This is a genomic window from Raskinella chloraquaticus (SeqCode), assembly GCF_021731865.1.
In the GTDB taxonomy this organism is placed as follows: domain Bacteria; phylum Pseudomonadota; class Alphaproteobacteria; order Rhizobiales; family UBA4765; genus Raskinella; species Raskinella chloraquaticus.
In genome coordinates this window covers 98,557-112,923 of record NZ_JAKFWN010000024.1, presented here as the reverse complement: position 1 = coordinate 112,923, position 14,367 = coordinate 98,557, and the positions used below count along the sequence as shown (strand labels likewise).

The window sequence follows — 14,367 nt, the reverse complement described above, 5'->3', positions numbered from 1 at the left end:
GATCCAAGCGCGGCATTGGGCATGGGTATCACAGCAGAGACGGCGCGCTATCTGGCGAGCCGTCTCGTGACGTCCATCATCATCGTGTTTGGTGCGATGCTGTTGTTGTTCACGCTGTCAGCGCTCGTGCCCGGCGATCCGGCAGTGACGCTGCTCGGACCCCAGGCGACCCCTGAACTTGCTGCCCATTTCATCAGGGAAATGGGGCTCGACCAACCCCTCCACATCCGCCTGTGGCGCTTTTTCTCCAATGTGCTTACCGGCAACCTCGGTCAGGACGTTTTGTCGGGTCGTTATGTGACCGGTATGGTGGGTGCGGTGCTGCCTTCAACCATCATACTGACGTTTATGGCAATTTTTCTTGCCGTGCTGTTCGGCGTGCCGCTGGGATGTTTTGCTGCCACGCATCGCGGCAGTTTTTTTGATCATGTGCTGGCGATCCTCTCGGTCACGTTAATCGCCATTCCTTCGTTTGTGGTGGCGATTTTTCTCCTGCTGGTTTTCGCCATCTGGCTGGACTGGCTGCCGGTGCTGGGCACCAGCGGCACGGGTTCGTTTGCCGATGAGGCAAAGCGCATGATCCTGCCGACCATTGCGCTGGCTATCGGCTGGATCGGTTTCATCGCCCGCCTTGTGCGGTCATCCATGCTGGAAATTCTCGGAGAAAACCATATCCGCACCATGCGCGCCTATGGCCTGCCGGAGCGTCTTATCGTCTACAAATACGCGTTGAAGAACGCCTGCATTCCGATCATCGCCATTCTCGGACTGGGCATCGGGCGCCTTCTTGGCGGGGCGGTTCTGGTCGAGATCGTCTTCTCACGGCCGGGCCTCGGACGCCTCGTCTATGATGCGATCGCAGCGCGCAACTATCCCGTGCTGCAAGGCTCGGTGCTTGTGGTGGTGCTGCTGTTTGTGGTCACCAACCTGCTTGTCGATCTGTCTTATTCGGCAATCGACCCGCGCATTCGCCGCCGCGCCGAGCGTGAAGGCATGCCCAAATGATCGTGTTGCGCGCAACGTGGAAGATCCTCACGCAGGTTGCCCGCAGTTTCGGTGGCGGGCTTGGATTGATAATCGTGCTGACCGTGCTGTGCAGCGCGGTTTTTGCGCCGCTCATTGCCACGCACGACCCTGATCGCATCGACGTCCTGCATCGCTTTGCGGCGCCGACGCTTGAGCACATCATGGGCACCGATCATCTGGGCCGCGACATGTTCTCGCGCCTCGTTCATGGCTCGACCGTGGCGATGACGGTTGCGCTCTGCGCCATCCTCTTCGCGCTCACAAGCGGTACGATCCTGGGTATCGTCGCTGCCTTCCTGTCGACACGGGCCGAGCGCCCCATTCTGGTCTTGTTCGACGTCATCTCATCCTTTCCCAGCCTCGTCCTGGCACTCGCTATCGTTGGCGTGTTCGGCGCATCGACCAGCCTGGTCATTGTTGTTGTGGGCATCACTCTGCTGCCGCATTTCGGACGCGTGGCGCGCGCGCAGGTGCTGACATTGAAGAATGCGCCCTTTCTCGAAGCGGAGCGACTGCTGGGGGCATCGACGATGCGGATCATCTTCGTCCATCTGCTGCCAAATATCGCCGGGCCATTGGTGGTGCTGGCGTCGATGGATATTCCGCTGGTGATCACGATCGAGGCAGGGTTGTCGTTCCTTGGCCTCGGCGTCAGGCCACCACTGGCAAGCTGGGGCACGCTCATCCAGGACGGCTACCAATTTCTCTCCCAGAGCGCCGTTCCGGTGACGGTGGCCAGCGTCGCTCTTGGCGTCGCGACACTCGGCTTCACGCTTTTTGGCGAAGCGTTGCGCGATGCGGTTGATCCCCGGCTGGCACGGGCGCATTGAGATGACCCTGTCGCCGCTGATGCAGATTGAAAATCTGTCGGTTGATGCGGCGACCGAGCGCGGGACGGCGCATCTGCTGCACCATGTCAGCCTCGATATTGCGCGCGGACGCATCCTTGGAGTTGTGGGCGAATCGGGGTCGGGCAAGTCAACACTCGCCTCGTGTCTGCTGCGGCTGTTGCCCTCTAACGTCACGCGGGTCGAGGGGCGCCTGATCTTCGACGGCGTCGACCTCATGACGCTTGATGCTGACGCCATGAATGCCTATCGCGGCCGGCGGATCGCCATGATCTTCCAGGACCCGATGACGGCACTCAATCCGCTCTTTACCATCGGCACGCACCTCATCGACGTGCTGCGCCGCCGCGATTCCGGGATTGACCGCGAACTGGCGCTGGCGACGGCGGAAGCCATGCTGACGACGGTTGGCGTACCTGATGCCAGGCTCAGGCTTGGCGCCTATCCGCATCAATTGTCAGGAGGCATGCGCCAAAGGGTGATGATTGCCATGGCGCTGCTGGTGGAGCCTGACCTTCTGCTTGCCGACGAGCCAACGACGGCACTTGATGCCACGATTGAAGCGCAAATCGTGCAACTTTTCGATGAGCTGAGACAGCGCTTTTCCGGCTCGATTGTGTTTATTTCGCATCATCTCGGCCTGGTCGCCGAGTTGTGCGATGATCTGTGCGTCATGTATGGCGGCACCGTGGTTGAAACCGGCCCGGTGGCGGATGTGGTCGCCGATCCGCGTCATCCCTACACGAAGGCGCTGCTGGCCTGCGAAATCGATCCGGATGGCGACGGCAAGCTGCTGTCGATCAGAGGCGATGTGCCTGATCCGGTCAATGAGGGCGGCCAATGTGTTTTCGCGCCGCGTTGTGGCCATGTGATCGCCGGGTGTGTGAGCAACGAGCCGCCGTTGCAGGCGATCGGCGAGGTGCGCCGCGCAGCCTGCATTCGCGCCCATGAGATACTGCCATGACCAAGCAACCGCTCATCGCCATGACAGGTATCAGTGTTGTCTACGAAGGTGGCGTGCGGGCGTTGGACGACGTGACGCTGGAGATCGCAAGAGGTTCGGTCGTTGGCCTTGTGGGTGAATCGGGCTCTGGCAAGACCACCTGCTGCCGCGTGCTGACCAATCTCGTCGAACCGACCTGCGGCACTGTGGCGATCGACGGCGTGCCTCTTGCCGAAATAATCGGGCGTGGGGATCTGGCATTTCGCCGCCGCATCCAGATGCTGCTCCAGGACGCTGTCGCCTCGCTCAGCCCCCGCCTCTCGGTCAGCGCGCTGGTTGAAGAGCCGCTGCGCATCCATGGCGAACCGGTCGCCGAGGGACGCGTACGTATCAGCGAATTATTCCGCCGCCTTGGCCTGCCGGCTGATATCGGCAGCAAATACCCGCACCAGATTTCCGGCGGACAGGCGCGGCGCGTGGCGATTGCCCGGGCACTCGTGCTGCGCCCCGAGGTCATCATCGCTGACGAGCCAACGGCTGGTCTCGACGTTTCGGTTCAGGGTGATCTCCTCAATCTGCTGCAGGAGCTGCGCAGCGAGTTTTCCCTGACGTTTCTTATCGTCAGCCATAATCTGTCGGTCGTCAGGCGCATTACCGAGCGAACGGCGGTGATGTATCTGGGCCAGATCATCGAGGAAGCGCCGACGCCGCAGCTTTTTAAGGCGCCGGCCCATCCTTACACAGCAGCGCTTCTGTCAACCAATCCCTCGCTTGATCCGGGCCGGCGCCGGGCGCGCATCGTGCTGAAAGGCGAGATACCTTCCGTCGTCAATCCGCCATCGGGCTGTCGCTTCCATACGCGTTGCGCTCATGTGCAGGAGCGCTGCCGAACGAACGTACCGCAATTGCGCCCTGCTGGCGAAGGTCGGCAGGTGCGCTGTCATTTCCCGCTCGCGGGGACGGCATGAGGATCACCGGCATCCGCGCAACGCCGGTCAATCTGCCGCTCGAAGCGCCGTATCTGTGGTCGTACGGCTCGCTTGCCGGTTTTTCCAAGACCATCGTCGAGGTTGAAACCAGCGACGGACTGATCGGGCTGGGCGAGGCCCCCTCGCCTGCTGCGGCCCACCTCATCGAAACCTCGTTAGCGCCGCGCCTCATCGGCCGCGACCCTTTCGATGGTCAGGGCGCGGAGGAAGTCTGCGTGCCGGGCTGGCGCGGGCTTGGAACCGACGTCGATTTCGGGCTGGTGCGGGCATTTGCGTCGATCGACATCGCGCTATGGGATATCCGTGGGAAAGCCTGGGGACAACCTGTGTACAAATTGCTTGGCGGCGCGCATCGCACGGCCATTCCGTTCACGGATTACTTTTCATTCCGCGAGCAGGGCGAGACCGCCGGTGGCGAGCGCACCATCGAGGCGGTTGTCGATTACTGCCTGCGACTGAAGGCGGAGCACGGCACGACGATGTTCGAGGGCAAATTCTCGGACAGCCCTCCGGCTGTGTCGATCCGGCTGCTTGAAGCGCTGCGCCAGGCGCTGGGGCCCGAGGCGTTACTCAGGATTGATTCCAACAAGGCCTATTCCCTGACCGAGGCGCGGCGGATCGCCAGCGCGATTGCGCCGCTTGATATCCGCTGCTGGGAGGATCCGGTTGGCAGTTTTGAGGAGATGGCGGCATTGCGTCGTCACTGCTCCATCCCCTTTTCAGTGCATACGCCTGATCTGCGCCGTGCGGTCGCGCTTGGCGTGCCTGATGTCATGTGTACCGACATCTGCGTTCATGGCGGCATAGGTCGCACGCAGCGCTTTATCGCTGCTTGCGAAGCAATGGGTGTCGATTTCTGGTTTTATTCAGGCGATTCAGGAATCGCCAGTGCCGCCTATATGCATCTGGCAGCGGCGACCCCTCATATCCGCGAGCCAAGCCAGTCCCTGTTTCGCCAGCAGCCCGTCGACGTCATCAACGAAGGACCCTTCACGCCGCACCATAATTGTGTCGAGGTGCCGCACGGACCAGGCCTCGGTGTGACGTTGGCACCCGACAAACTCGCCTATTGCCACCGGCATTTTGTTGAAAATGGTGCTTTTGACAAATTCCACGATCCCGACCGCCCCGGCATGCTCAGACGCCTGCCACTTATGTGAAGCCTGAAAGGTTGAGTTATGGACGAATACAAAGCGATGCCACCGCTCTACATCACCTATTTCAACCGCTTCGATGTCGAGGCACTGGGCATGACGGATGACGATGTTCTGACGGCAATCGAGGGCCAGCTTCGTGTGCAAGGCAAGGGCGAGGCGGTGATAGAACCCCGCATGCATCTGGAGCCCGGCGTGGCGCGCGGCCATTTCAACGTGCTGCGTGGTTCGCTCGGCGGCGAGGTCAATGCGGCTGGCGTCAAGGTCGTTTCGGATTTTTACGACAACTACCTCCACAACCTGCCATCAGAGCTGGCAATGCTGATGCTCTTTGATCGCCATAAGGGTGTGCCGACAGCAATCATCGATGCCTCCGCCATCACCGACATGCGCACCGGCGCCATCACCGCGCTTGGCGCCAAGCATCTGGCACGCAAAAATTCCAAAATCCTTGGCCATATCGGCGCGCGCGGAACCGCCTACTGGAATGTGCGGTTGATGGACAAGCTGTTTGATTTTGATGAAATTCGCGTTCACTCGCGGCGCAAGGAGAGCCGCGATGCCTTTGGCGAGCGGCTGTCACGCGATCTGAAGAAGAAGATCGTTGTCACTGACGACTGGGAATCATGCGTGCGTGGCGCCGACATCGTTGTCGAAGCCTCGCGCCTCGTCGAGCCGGAGCCTCTTCTCAAGACGGAATGGATCAAAAAAGGCGCTCTGGTGATGCCTTACGGCACGATGAGCGCGGTTGAATTATCGCTTGCCGATATTGCCGACAAATTCCTCATGGATGATTTCGGCCAGGCTCGTGCCGGCCGCTTCGGGGCACTGCGCCCCCATTTCGAAGCGGGGAAGCTCAATGAATCGCGCTACCACGCTGAACTCGGACAGGTGGTCGCAGGGCTGAAACCCGGTCGTGAGAGCGATGACGAAACCATCCTTTTCTGGCATCGCGGTCTCTCTTTGTCCGATATCGCGCTCGGCCACGCCATGCTTGAAAAAGGTAAGACGCTCGGTATCGGCCAGAGGCTGCGCTACGCGTGAGCGCCCTTGTTGCCAATGCGCGCATGTATGCGGTCACGCCGCGAATTGAACAGGCGTGGCAGGCGCTGCTCGAGAACATCGCCAGCGATGCGGGGGTGAGTTTGACCTATCTCCCCTACCCGGCGCCGCAACCGCTGGAGGTATTATGGCAGCGCGACGATCTCGGCTGCGCCTTCATGTGCGGCTTTCCGATTGCACTTGAAATTGCGGCGGTAACACCGCTCGCAAGCCCAATACCGGTGATGCCATGGGCGCAGGGGCGCGCCGTCTACCGGAGCGATTTTATCGTTCGTGCCGATTCAGCCATCGCCAGGTTTGAAGAGAGCTTTGGCAAGCGGGCGGGCTGGACGGTCGCGCATTCACATTCCGGTTTCAACGCCTTCCGCCATCATCTCCTGGCCTATCGCACGCCCGGACGCCCGACGCTCTATGGCGCGATGAGCGGTGAGTTGGTGACCGCGCGACGCGTTCTTGATGAGGTGACAGCCGGCACCATCGACATCGGTCCGCTTGATGCCTACTGGCACCATTTGCTGCGCCGCGAACGCCCGGAGCTGTTCACCAATATCCGTGTCGTTGCCTCCAGTGATCTCGCGCCCATGCCGGCCTTTGTCGCCGGGCCGCAGGCAAGTGGGCGAGACATCGAAGCGTTGCGTGCCGCTTTTCTCTCTGCATCCTCACAGCCGTGGTTTTCATCACTCGCAGACGACCTTCAACTCGAAGGATTTGCTGCGGTTGATCATACGAGCTTCGCGCTGACATTGCGCTGGCACGAGGAAGCGCTTGCTGCCGGGTATCGTTTTCCCGCCTGAACTCTACTTCATACTGTCATGAGCGCTTATCGATGGCGCCAAGGGCTTGCGTCGGGTTTCCTTTTTCATGCTAGCATGACGGCAAGTTCCGCAGCTGACGGAACACGAGCAGGAAGCGCATGAACGAGGTTGTTGCCGAGCGGCTTGGATCGGGTGTCGCGGCGTTATCAGCGATCGGGGTTCGCGATCTTGATGTGTGTTTTGGTAGCGACCAGCCTGTGGTGGCGCTCGACAAAATCACGTTTGACGTTGCTGACGGCGAATTCCTGGCGGTCGTCGGGCCCTCGGGTTGCGGGAAATCAACACTTCTCAAAGTGCTGGCCGGGCTGCTGGCGCCAACTGCCGGCCATGTATCGCTGCGTGGCGAGGTGGTATCCCGCCCGCGCCGCGATATCGGCGTTGTCTTCCAGTCGCCGGTGCTCTTTCCCTGGCGCAGTGTCATGGAAAACGCCCTTTTGCCAGCTGACGTGATTGGCCTTACCGGTCCGGCGATCACGTCCCGCACCCAGGCGCTTCTGAACCTCGTCGGCCTTGCCGGCTTCGAGAAACGGTATCCGCGCGAATTGTCGGGTGGCATGCAGCAGCGTGTGGGCATCGTCCGCGCACTCGTCCATAATCCGTCGGTCCTGCTGATGGATGAGCCCTTCGGCGCGCTTGACGCGCTGACGCGTGAAATCATGAACCGTGAGCTGCAACGTATCTGGCTCGAAGAGCGCAAGACGGTGCTCTTCATCACTCATTCGATCGCAGAAGCAGTTTACCTCGCCGACCGCGTTCTGGTGATGACACCGCGTCCGGGGCGCGTCGCGCTTGAGGTCAGGGTCGATTTTCCGCGCCCACGGCCCCTCTCGGTTGTGAACACCAAGGAATTCGGCGCGCATGTTGCCCGCATCCGTGACGTGCTTGATGCCAGCGGAGGGATCGAATGACGAAGGGGCTGACCGGCTGGAGTTTAAGGCTGGCGTTGATCGCGGCGCTCCTGCTCGTCTGGGAGGCGCTGACCGTTCTTCTCAAAGTACCAAGTTTCATCCTGCCGGCGCCAAGCCAGATATTTATTGCCCTTTATCGCGGCCTCAGCACCGGTATCTACGCCGAGCACATCCTTGTCACCTTATGGGAGACGTTGCTGGGTTTTGCGCTCGGTGCCACTCTGGCACTGGTGCTGGGAACCGCGCTCGCACTCAGTCGGCGGGTCGAGTATTTCGTCTATCCGCTCATCGTCATGTTCCAGGCGATGCCGAAAGTAGCGCTGGCGCCGATGATCGTGGTGTGGTTCGGGCTTGGTCTCACCTCGAAAGTCGTGAGCGCGGCACTTGTGGCCTTTTTTCCGCTGATGGTGAATACGGTAGTCGGCTTGCGCTCGGTTGATGAAGACCGGATCAATCTCATGCGTTCGCTGGCCGCCTCGCACCGCCAGATCTTCACCATGCTGCTGTTGCCCAACGCGCTGCCATATATTTTTGCGGGGCTGGAGGTGGCGATGGTGTTTGCGCTCATCGGGGCGATCGTCGCCGAGTTCATCGGTGCGCAAGCGGGGCTCGGCATGCTGATCCAGAGCATGAATTCGACGCTTGATGTCGCCGGGCAATTCTCGATCCTGCTCATTCTCTCGCTCATCGGCGTCAGTCTCAATTCTTGCGTTGTGGCGGTCAGGCGCCGCGTCTTGTTTTGGGATCGGCCACGCGATCTGCTGGCGCCCTCATCCACCAGTTCAGGGAGGACGACATGATACGATTTCTTATCCTCGTCATAGGCATTGTGTGGGCGTTTGCAGCGCCGGCGCAGGCACAGACAACCGTCAAGGTCGGCTTTTGCGCCCGCACTGTCAGCGCTGCCGCGGCGCCGTTCGCCATTGCCACCAAATTTGGCTGGTTTGCGGAAAAAGGCATCAAGGTCGAACTGGTGCCGCTGCCTGGATCAACCGATTGCGTCAAGCTGGTGGCGACCGGTGAAATCCCCTATTCGATACCCTCCATCGAACCCGTCGCGATCATCCGCGCTTTGGGCGTCAAGGTCGTTAATTTCTACACCGCCTACCAGGGCAACATCTACGGCATGGCGGTGCCCGCCGACAGCCCGATCAAAACGCTCGATGACCTGAAGGGCAAAACGATCGGCGTCACCTCGATGGCCTCTGGTGGCGTGCTGACGGCACGCGCCCTTGTCGCCAATCGTGGCCTCGACCCGGCGAAAGATGTGCGGATCGTGGTCGCTGGCGAAGGGGCGCAGACTGCGGCTCTGCTGCGCACCAACCAGATCGACGCCATTTCGCAGTTCGATACGCAGTATACGCTGGTTGAGAACGCAGGCGCGGCGCTGCGCTATCTTGATGTTGGCGAACTTGCAAGCTACCCGTCCAACGGTTTTGTTGCGACCGAGGAAGTGTTGACCAAACGCCGTGGCGATGCGGTCGCACTCGGTCAGGGCTATGCCAAGGGGACGATCTTTGCCATGGCCAATCCGGAAGCAGCGATCCGCATCCTCTACGAGGTCTATCCCTTCACCCGCGCCACCGGCAAGGACGAGGCGACGGCGATTGCCGATGACATCAAGACGCTGAACGCACGCGCCAAGAACTGGCGGCTTGAAGCCGGCCGGGTCAGCAAATGGGGCGAGAACAACGTCGCCAACTATCAGGCCTATCTCGATTTCCTGCTGCAGTGGAACGTGCTTAAGGAGAAGGCGAACGCAAGCGAGCTGGTATCCAACGAGTTGATCGCCGACATCAACGCCTTTGATCAAGCAGCGATCGCAGCGCAGGCGAAGGCCTACAAATAGGCGCTATTTCACCGCCGCGCTTTTGGGGCGGAAAGCCACCACCACCGCCGGGTCGGTTTCGATGAACGGACCACCGATCAGGTCGATGCAATAGGGGATCGCCGGCAGCACCGCTGACAGGCATTCGCCGATCGCCTTCGGCTGGCCCGGCAGGTTGACGATCAGACATGTGCCGCGAATGCCCGCCGTCTGGCGCGACAGGATGGCGGTCGGCACGTATTTGAGGCTGACGGCGCGCATGAGTTCGCCAAAGCCCGGCATCATCTTGTCGCACACGGCTTCTGTTGCTTCTGGCGTGACATCGCGCGGCGACGGCCCGGTTCCGCCCGTGGTGATGACAAGGGCGCAGCCCTCATCATCGGCCAGCATGCGCAATGCCTGCTCGATCAGACCCTGCTCGTCGGCAACGATCCGGCGCATCGGCTCCCAGGGCGAGGCAAGCGCGCGCTTCAGCTCTGCCTCGATAGCCGGGCCGCCGCGATCCTCGTAGATGCCTTGCGAGGCGCGGTCGGAGATCGTGAGAATGCCGATCCGGGCGGTCTTCAATTCAGGCATGATCGGGCTCCTGCCAGGGTGCAATGTCGCCACGTGCCCACCCCTCGCGCACGGCTGCGGCGTAATCCTGCAAACCGCCAGCAGCGATGGCCTGACGCGCTCCCGCCATCAGTTCCTGATAATAACTAAGATTGATGGCCGAGAGCAGCATGGCGCCCAGAAATTCGCCGCAGCGTACGAGATGGTGAAGATAGGCGCGTGAATAATCGCGCGCGGCCGGGCAAGCAGCGTGTTCATCCAGCGGGCGCGGGTCGTCGTGGTGGCGCGCATTGCGCAGGTTGATCTTGCCAAACCGCGTGAAGACCTGCCCATGGCGACCAGAACGTGTGGGCATCACACAATCGAACTGGTCGACACCCAGGGCTATCGCCTTTAGCAGATCATCGGGCGTGCCAACGCCCATCAGATAGCGAGGTGACGTTAACGGCAGATGCGGCACGCTGGCAGCGATCATGTCGAGCATCACCGCCTGCGGTTCGCCGACAGCCAGACCACCAATGCCATACCCTTCAAAACCGATATCGACGAGCGCACGCGCGCTCTCAGCCCGCAAAGCAGGCTGATCACCGCCCTGAACGATGCCATATTGCGCATAGCCCTCAGTGTGGCGGCCGCTTGCGAGAAACGCGCGGCGTGCGCGTTCGCCCCAACGCATCGACAGGCGCATTGCGCGCTCAACGTCTGCCGGTGTGGCCGGCAGTTTGACGCATTCATCGAGTTGCATCTGGATGTCAGCACCGAGCAGGTTCTGGATATCAACCGCGCGCTCGGGCGTCAGCTGATGGGCCGAACCGTCGATATGGCTGCGAAACGTCACGCCGCTTTCATTCAATGTACGCAGGCCGGCCAGCGACATCACCTGGAAGCCGCCGGAATCGGTCAGGATAGAGTGCGGCCAGTTCATGAAAGAATGGAGACCACTGAGCCTGGCGACGCGCTCAGGCCCTGGACGCAGCATCATGTGATAGGTGTTGACCAGAAGGATATCGGCTCCGCTCTCGCGCACTTCGTGCGGATGCATGCTCTTCACGGTAGCCGCTGTGCCAACCGGCATGAAGGCTGGTGTGCGGATGACACCGTGCGGTGTGGTGATCTCGCCCGTGCGAGCCGCGCCATCGAGCGCCTTGAGCGCAAATGAAAAGCGGGGCATGGCGTCAGCCCTCCGGCAGCAGCAGGCAGGCATCGCCATAGGAAAAAAAGCGATAGCCTGTGGCAATGGCGTGGGCATAAGCCTGACGCATGACATCATAGCCGGCAAAGGCACACACCAGCATGAAGAGGGTCGAGCGCGGAAGATGGAAATTGGTCATTAGCCCGTCGACAGCCGCAAAGCGATAACCGGGTGTCATGAAGATGTCCGTTTCACCACGAAAAGCGTTGACTGAACCTGATGGGCGTGCCGCGCTTTCGAGCAGGCGGGCTGCCGTGGTGCCAACCGCAATCAGTCTGCCGCCCCCTGCCCGCCGTGCTGCGAGGCGGGCAGCGGTCGCACTGTCGATTTCACCCCATTCGGCGTGCATGCGATGGTCAGCGATCGCCGCGCTTTTGACCGGCAGAAAGGTACCGCCACCGACATGCAAGGTGACGCGTTCGAGCCCGATCTCGTGTACTGCAAGGCGCGTCATCATCTTCTCGGTCAGATGAAGCCCGGCCGTCGGCGCCGCGACCGAGCCATCGCGGCTAGCATATATCGTCTGATAATCGGAGCGATCACGCTGGTCAGCGGCTCGGCGCGAGGCAATATAGGGTGGCAACGGCATATCGCCGACAGCCGCAACCGCTTGGTCGAGCGCCACGCCGGCGCGATCAAATTCCAGCAAAACCTCCCCACCTTCACCCTTTTCACACAGCCTTGCCATGACGGTGAGTTTTTCGTCGGCAGAAGAAAACACAAGCATGTCGTCAACCGCCAGCCGGCGTCCGGGTTTTGCAAAGGCCCACCAGGCATCCCCGCGTGTGCGCCGGTGCAACGTGACATTGAGCGCAACGCGCGCCTCGCCACGCTGACGATACCCTTTGAGCGCGCAGGGTATGACCCGCGTATCGTTGACAATCAGCGCATCGCCACCGCGCAAATAGAGCGGCAAGTCGGCAATGGTTGTTTCGGCGATGATGCCGCGATGTCGCTTGATCACCAGCAGGCGGGCGCATTCGCGCGGCACCGCCGGGCGCAGGGCTATGCGCTCTGCTGGCAACTCGAAATCAAAATCATCGGTCTGCATTGCCGCTTGCCGGCCACGCAAGTCTGCCGGCTGCCGCCGTCAGGCCTCGGCACCTACACGCATCGTGACGATCTTGTCCGGGTTCTTCGGCGGTTCGCCCTTGGCAAGCGCGTCAATGACGTCCATGCCCTCGGTCACCTGACCCCAGGCGGTATACTGGCGGTCAAGGAAGGTCGCATCGTCGAAGACGATAAAGAACTGCGAATTTGCCGAATGCGGGGCATTGCTGCGTGCCATGGAGCAGACGCCGCGCACATGCGGCTCGGCGTTGAACTCCGCCTTGAGATCGGGAAGGTCCGACCCGCCCGTGCCGCGGCCATCAGGACAGCCGGTCTGTGCCATGAAGCCGGCAATCACGCGATGAAAAATGATCCCGTCATAAAATCCCTGCCGCGCCAGTGTCTTCATGCGCTCGACATGGTTAGGCGCCAGGTCGGGGCGCAGGGCAATGGTTACCCGGCCTTTTGTGGTTTCCATGACGAGGGTATTTTCAGTGTCGAGCGCCACGCTGGTGATTCCTGTTCGTTGGTGTCGTGAACAAAACGCAGGCGGTTCACGCGGCCTGCGATCCTGCTGCCAAGGCTCGCTGATAGCGGAACCGGGGTACAGACTTCAAGCATATTGAAGACGGCAGCACGATATTTTTTGCGCAGCCCGGTGAAACGTGCAGGTGAAAAATAGCTGATCGACGGTTAGCCGATGACGCTACCATCACTGCGCAGGGCAAAGGAAAACGTGACTTCAATCCTCACGCCCGGCAGCGTTTCGCGTGGTGGAACCCAGCAGCGCGACAAATAAGCGCCTATTTCTTTGTAATCATACACCAACTTCTCTTCGGCCTTCACCTTGCCGGGACACAGAAAAATACCCCCGACAATGATCAGAAAATAGCGGCTCAACACGCGCTCATTCAGCCGCAAGACGTACCTTTATCATGCGATCCGGCGGTGCGGTCACAAGACCATTTCCGCCAGTGCCGCGCTTGATTGCGTCAACAAATTCCATGCCTGAGACCACTTCGCCAAAGACAGTATACTGGCCGTCCAGCCATTGTGAGCGCTCGAAACAAATAAAGAACTGGGAATTGGCTGAATCGGGGCTCTGCGAGCGCGCCATGCCGAGCGTGCCGCGGCCAAAGGGTGCCTGGGTGAACTCAGCCTTGAGATTGGGCAGATCGGAGCCTCCGCTCCCCGTCCCGGTCGGGTCGCCCGTCTGCGCCATGAATTTGTCGATGACGCGGTGGAAGACCAGCCCGTCATAAAATCGACGTTTGGCCAATTCCTTGATGCGCTCGACATGTTTGGGCGCAAGGTCCGGGCGCAGTTTGACGATGACCGTTCCGCCCTTGAGTTCAATCAGCAAGGCATTCTGTGGATCAATCTCGGCAGGCAATTTGGGCGTTTGGGCGAAAGCTTTGCCGGCAAAAAGCGAGCCGGCTGCGATCAGCACATGGCGTCTGTTCATCGAACTGTCCTCGTTTGATATTGCGGAGCGCGTTGTGGCGTCATGAAAACTTGCGGGCGAGATGCTTGGCAACGGCAGGAGGCACAACACCCGACACATCGCCACCCATCGCGGCGATCTGGCGCACCAATGTCGCTGTAATGTGGCGATGCCCTGGCAATGCCGGCAGGAACACCGTTTGCAAGTCGGGCGCTAGCCCGGCATTCATTCCCGACATCTGCATTTCGTAGTCGAGATCTGTTCCATCGCGCAGGCCACGAATGATCAGCCCGGCTTTTTTTGTGCGCGCGAAATCGACAACGAGATTATCGAAAGTGGCGATTTCGAAGTCGGCGCCAGCCGTCTTTGCCATCGGGGCTACAACGTTCCTGATCATCGTCATGCGCTCACGGGTGGTGAACAGCGGCTTTTTGGCCGGATGAACGCCGATGGCGATGATCAGGCGATCAACAAGGCGCAGTGATGCCTCCAGCATGCCGACATGGCCGTTGGTCAGCGGATCGAACGATCCCGGATAAACGCCGATGCGCAT

General features: G+C 60.7%; 17 protein-coding genes. 10 read left to right on the top strand and 7 right to left on the bottom strand.

Translation table 11 applies throughout. The features are described 5' to 3' along the window. Window positions 1-21 precede the first annotated feature (21 nt). The 10 genes from ACINK1_RS08760 (at window position 22) to ACINK1_RS08715 (ending at window position 9,594) form a co-directional block, all read left to right on the top strand. Window positions 22-1,005, top strand: a complete 984-nt coding sequence (locus ACINK1_RS08760) for an ABC transporter permease (protein ID WP_395760078.1) — start codon at window positions 22-24, stop codon at window positions 1,003-1,005. Then, window positions 1,002-1,856 (top strand): ABC transporter permease, encoded by an 855-nt coding sequence (locus ACINK1_RS08755; RefSeq protein WP_376800876.1) that lies wholly within the window; start codon window positions 1,002-1,004, stop codon window positions 1,854-1,856. Before ACINK1_RS08760 ends, ACINK1_RS08755 begins: the two co-directional genes overlap by 4 nt. Beyond that, window positions 1,822-2,838 carry an ABC transporter ATP-binding protein gene (locus ACINK1_RS08750; RefSeq protein WP_376800877.1) on the top strand — a complete coding sequence of 339 codons (1,017 nt, stop codon included), beginning with the start codon at window positions 1,822-1,824 and terminating at the stop codon, window positions 2,836-2,838. Before ACINK1_RS08755 ends, ACINK1_RS08750 begins: the two co-directional genes overlap by 35 nt. Beyond that, window positions 2,835-3,785, top strand: a complete 951-nt coding sequence (locus tag ACINK1_RS08745) for an oligopeptide/dipeptide ABC transporter ATP-binding protein (protein WP_376800878.1) — start codon at window positions 2,835-2,837, stop codon at window positions 3,783-3,785. Before ACINK1_RS08750 ends, ACINK1_RS08745 begins: the two co-directional genes overlap by 4 nt. Then, complete coding sequence (locus ACINK1_RS08740; protein WP_376800879.1) at window positions 3,782-4,966, top strand: mandelate racemase/muconate lactonizing enzyme family protein; 1,185 nt, start codon at window positions 3,782-3,784, stop codon at window positions 4,964-4,966. Before ACINK1_RS08745 ends, ACINK1_RS08740 begins: the two co-directional genes overlap by 4 nt. Before the next feature lie 36 nt (window positions 4,967-5,002). Continuing rightward, window positions 5,003-6,004, top strand: coding sequence for an ornithine cyclodeaminase family protein (locus tag ACINK1_RS08735; RefSeq protein ID WP_376801000.1), 1,002 nt, complete (start codon window positions 5,003-5,005; stop codon window positions 6,002-6,004). After that, window positions 6,001-6,816: a phosphate/phosphite/phosphonate ABC transporter substrate-binding protein gene (locus tag ACINK1_RS08730; protein ID WP_376800880.1), complete on the top strand. Its 816-nt coding sequence runs from the start codon at window positions 6,001-6,003 to the stop codon at window positions 6,814-6,816. Before ACINK1_RS08735 ends, ACINK1_RS08730 begins: the two co-directional genes overlap by 4 nt. 119 nt (window positions 6,817-6,935) lie before the next feature. After that, window positions 6,936-7,745: an ABC transporter ATP-binding protein gene (locus tag ACINK1_RS08725; protein ID WP_376800881.1), complete on the top strand. Its 810-nt coding sequence runs from the start codon at window positions 6,936-6,938 to the stop codon at window positions 7,743-7,745. Continuing rightward, the gene (locus tag ACINK1_RS08720) at window positions 7,742-8,545 is read left to right on the top strand and encodes an ABC transporter permease (protein ID WP_376800882.1); all 804 of its coding nucleotides are present in this window, start codon (window positions 7,742-7,744) and stop codon (window positions 8,543-8,545) included. Before ACINK1_RS08725 ends, ACINK1_RS08720 begins: the two co-directional genes overlap by 4 nt. Next, window positions 8,542-9,594: an ABC transporter substrate-binding protein gene (locus tag ACINK1_RS08715; RefSeq protein WP_376800883.1), complete on the top strand. Its 1,053-nt coding sequence runs from the start codon at window positions 8,542-8,544 to the stop codon at window positions 9,592-9,594. The genes ACINK1_RS08720 and ACINK1_RS08715 overlap by 4 nt, the downstream gene beginning before the upstream one ends. Window positions 9,595-9,597: 3 nt before the next feature. Here the strand turns inward: ACINK1_RS08715 and mog are convergent, their stop codons facing one another. From mog to coaD, 7 genes are all read right to left on the bottom strand, one after another. After that, window positions 9,598-10,149: a molybdopterin adenylyltransferase gene (mog, locus tag ACINK1_RS08710; RefSeq protein ID WP_376800884.1), complete on the bottom strand. Its 552-nt coding sequence runs from the start codon at window positions 10,147-10,149 to the stop codon at window positions 9,598-9,600. Beyond that, the gene (tgt, locus tag ACINK1_RS08705; protein ID WP_376800885.1) at window positions 10,142-11,299 is read right to left on the bottom strand and encodes a tRNA guanosine(34) transglycosylase Tgt; all 1,158 of its coding nucleotides are present in this window, start codon (window positions 11,297-11,299) and stop codon (window positions 10,142-10,144) included. The genes mog and tgt overlap by 8 nt, the downstream gene beginning before the upstream one ends. 4 nt (window positions 11,300-11,303) lie before the next feature. Then, complete coding sequence (gene queA / locus ACINK1_RS08700; RefSeq protein WP_376800886.1) at window positions 11,304-12,371, bottom strand: tRNA preQ1(34) S-adenosylmethionine ribosyltransferase-isomerase QueA; 1,068 nt, start codon at window positions 12,369-12,371, stop codon at window positions 11,304-11,306. A 39-nt stretch (window positions 12,372-12,410) separates the two neighbouring features. Then, on the bottom strand, window positions 12,411-12,848 hold the full coding sequence (locus tag ACINK1_RS08695) for a peptidylprolyl isomerase (protein ID WP_376801001.1): 438 nt from the start codon (window positions 12,846-12,848) through the stop codon (window positions 12,411-12,413). A gap of 215 nt (window positions 12,849-13,063) precedes the next feature. Beyond that, window positions 13,064-13,270, bottom strand: coding sequence for a hypothetical protein (locus tag ACINK1_RS08690; protein ID WP_376800887.1), 207 nt, complete (start codon window positions 13,268-13,270; stop codon window positions 13,064-13,066). 7 nt (window positions 13,271-13,277) lie between these two features. Further along, window positions 13,278-13,835 carry a peptidylprolyl isomerase gene (locus tag ACINK1_RS08685; RefSeq protein ID WP_376800888.1) on the bottom strand — a complete coding sequence of 186 codons (558 nt, stop codon included), beginning with the start codon at window positions 13,833-13,835 and terminating at the stop codon, window positions 13,278-13,280. Window positions 13,836-13,875: 40 nt separating this feature from the next. Further along, window positions 13,876-14,367: a pantetheine-phosphate adenylyltransferase gene (coaD, locus tag ACINK1_RS08680; protein WP_376800889.1), complete on the bottom strand. Its 492-nt coding sequence runs from the start codon at window positions 14,365-14,367 to the stop codon at window positions 13,876-13,878.

Excerpts from the sequence above, each read along its gene's own strand:
- tgt (WP_376800885.1), bottom strand. The coding sequence starts at position 11,299 with ATGCCCCGCTTTTCATTTGCGCTCAAGGCGCTCGATGGCGCGGCTCGC.
- ACINK1_RS08740 (WP_376800879.1), top strand. The coding sequence starts at position 3,782 with ATGAGGATCACCGGCATCCGCGCAACGCCGGTCAATCTGCCGCTCGAA.
- ACINK1_RS08695 (WP_376801001.1), bottom strand. The coding sequence starts at position 12,848 with ATGGAAACCACAAAAGGCCGGGTAACCATTGCCCTGCGCCCCGACCTG.
- ACINK1_RS08760 (WP_395760078.1), top strand. The coding sequence starts at position 22 with ATGGGTATCACAGCAGAGACGGCGCGCTATCTGGCGAGCCGTCTCGTG.
- ACINK1_RS08750 (WP_376800877.1), top strand. The coding sequence starts at position 1,822 with ATGCGGTTGATCCCCGGCTGGCACGGGCGCATTGAGATGACCCTGTCG.
- queA (WP_376800886.1), bottom strand. The coding sequence starts at position 12,371 with ATGCAGACCGATGATTTTGATTTCGAGTTGCCAGCAGAGCGCATAGCC.
- ACINK1_RS08725 (WP_376800881.1), top strand. The coding sequence starts at position 6,936 with ATGAACGAGGTTGTTGCCGAGCGGCTTGGATCGGGTGTCGCGGCGTTA.
- ACINK1_RS08735 (WP_376801000.1), top strand. The coding sequence starts at position 5,003 with ATGCCACCGCTCTACATCACCTATTTCAACCGCTTCGATGTCGAGGCA.
- ACINK1_RS08755 (WP_376800876.1), top strand. The coding sequence starts at position 1,002 with ATGATCGTGTTGCGCGCAACGTGGAAGATCCTCACGCAGGTTGCCCGC.
- ACINK1_RS08685 (WP_376800888.1), bottom strand. The coding sequence starts at position 13,835 with ATGAACAGACGCCATGTGCTGATCGCAGCCGGCTCGCTTTTTGCCGGC.
- mog (WP_376800884.1), bottom strand. The coding sequence starts at position 10,149 with ATGCCTGAATTGAAGACCGCCCGGATCGGCATTCTCACGATCTCCGAC.
- ACINK1_RS08745 (WP_376800878.1), top strand. The coding sequence starts at position 2,835 with ATGACCAAGCAACCGCTCATCGCCATGACAGGTATCAGTGTTGTCTAC.
- ACINK1_RS08715 (WP_376800883.1), top strand. The coding sequence starts at position 8,542 with ATGATACGATTTCTTATCCTCGTCATAGGCATTGTGTGGGCGTTTGCA.
- coaD (WP_376800889.1), bottom strand. The coding sequence starts at position 14,367 with ATGCGCATCGGCGTTTATCCGGGATCGTTCGATCCGCTGACCAACGGC.
- ACINK1_RS08720 (WP_376800882.1), top strand. The coding sequence starts at position 7,742 with ATGACGAAGGGGCTGACCGGCTGGAGTTTAAGGCTGGCGTTGATCGCG.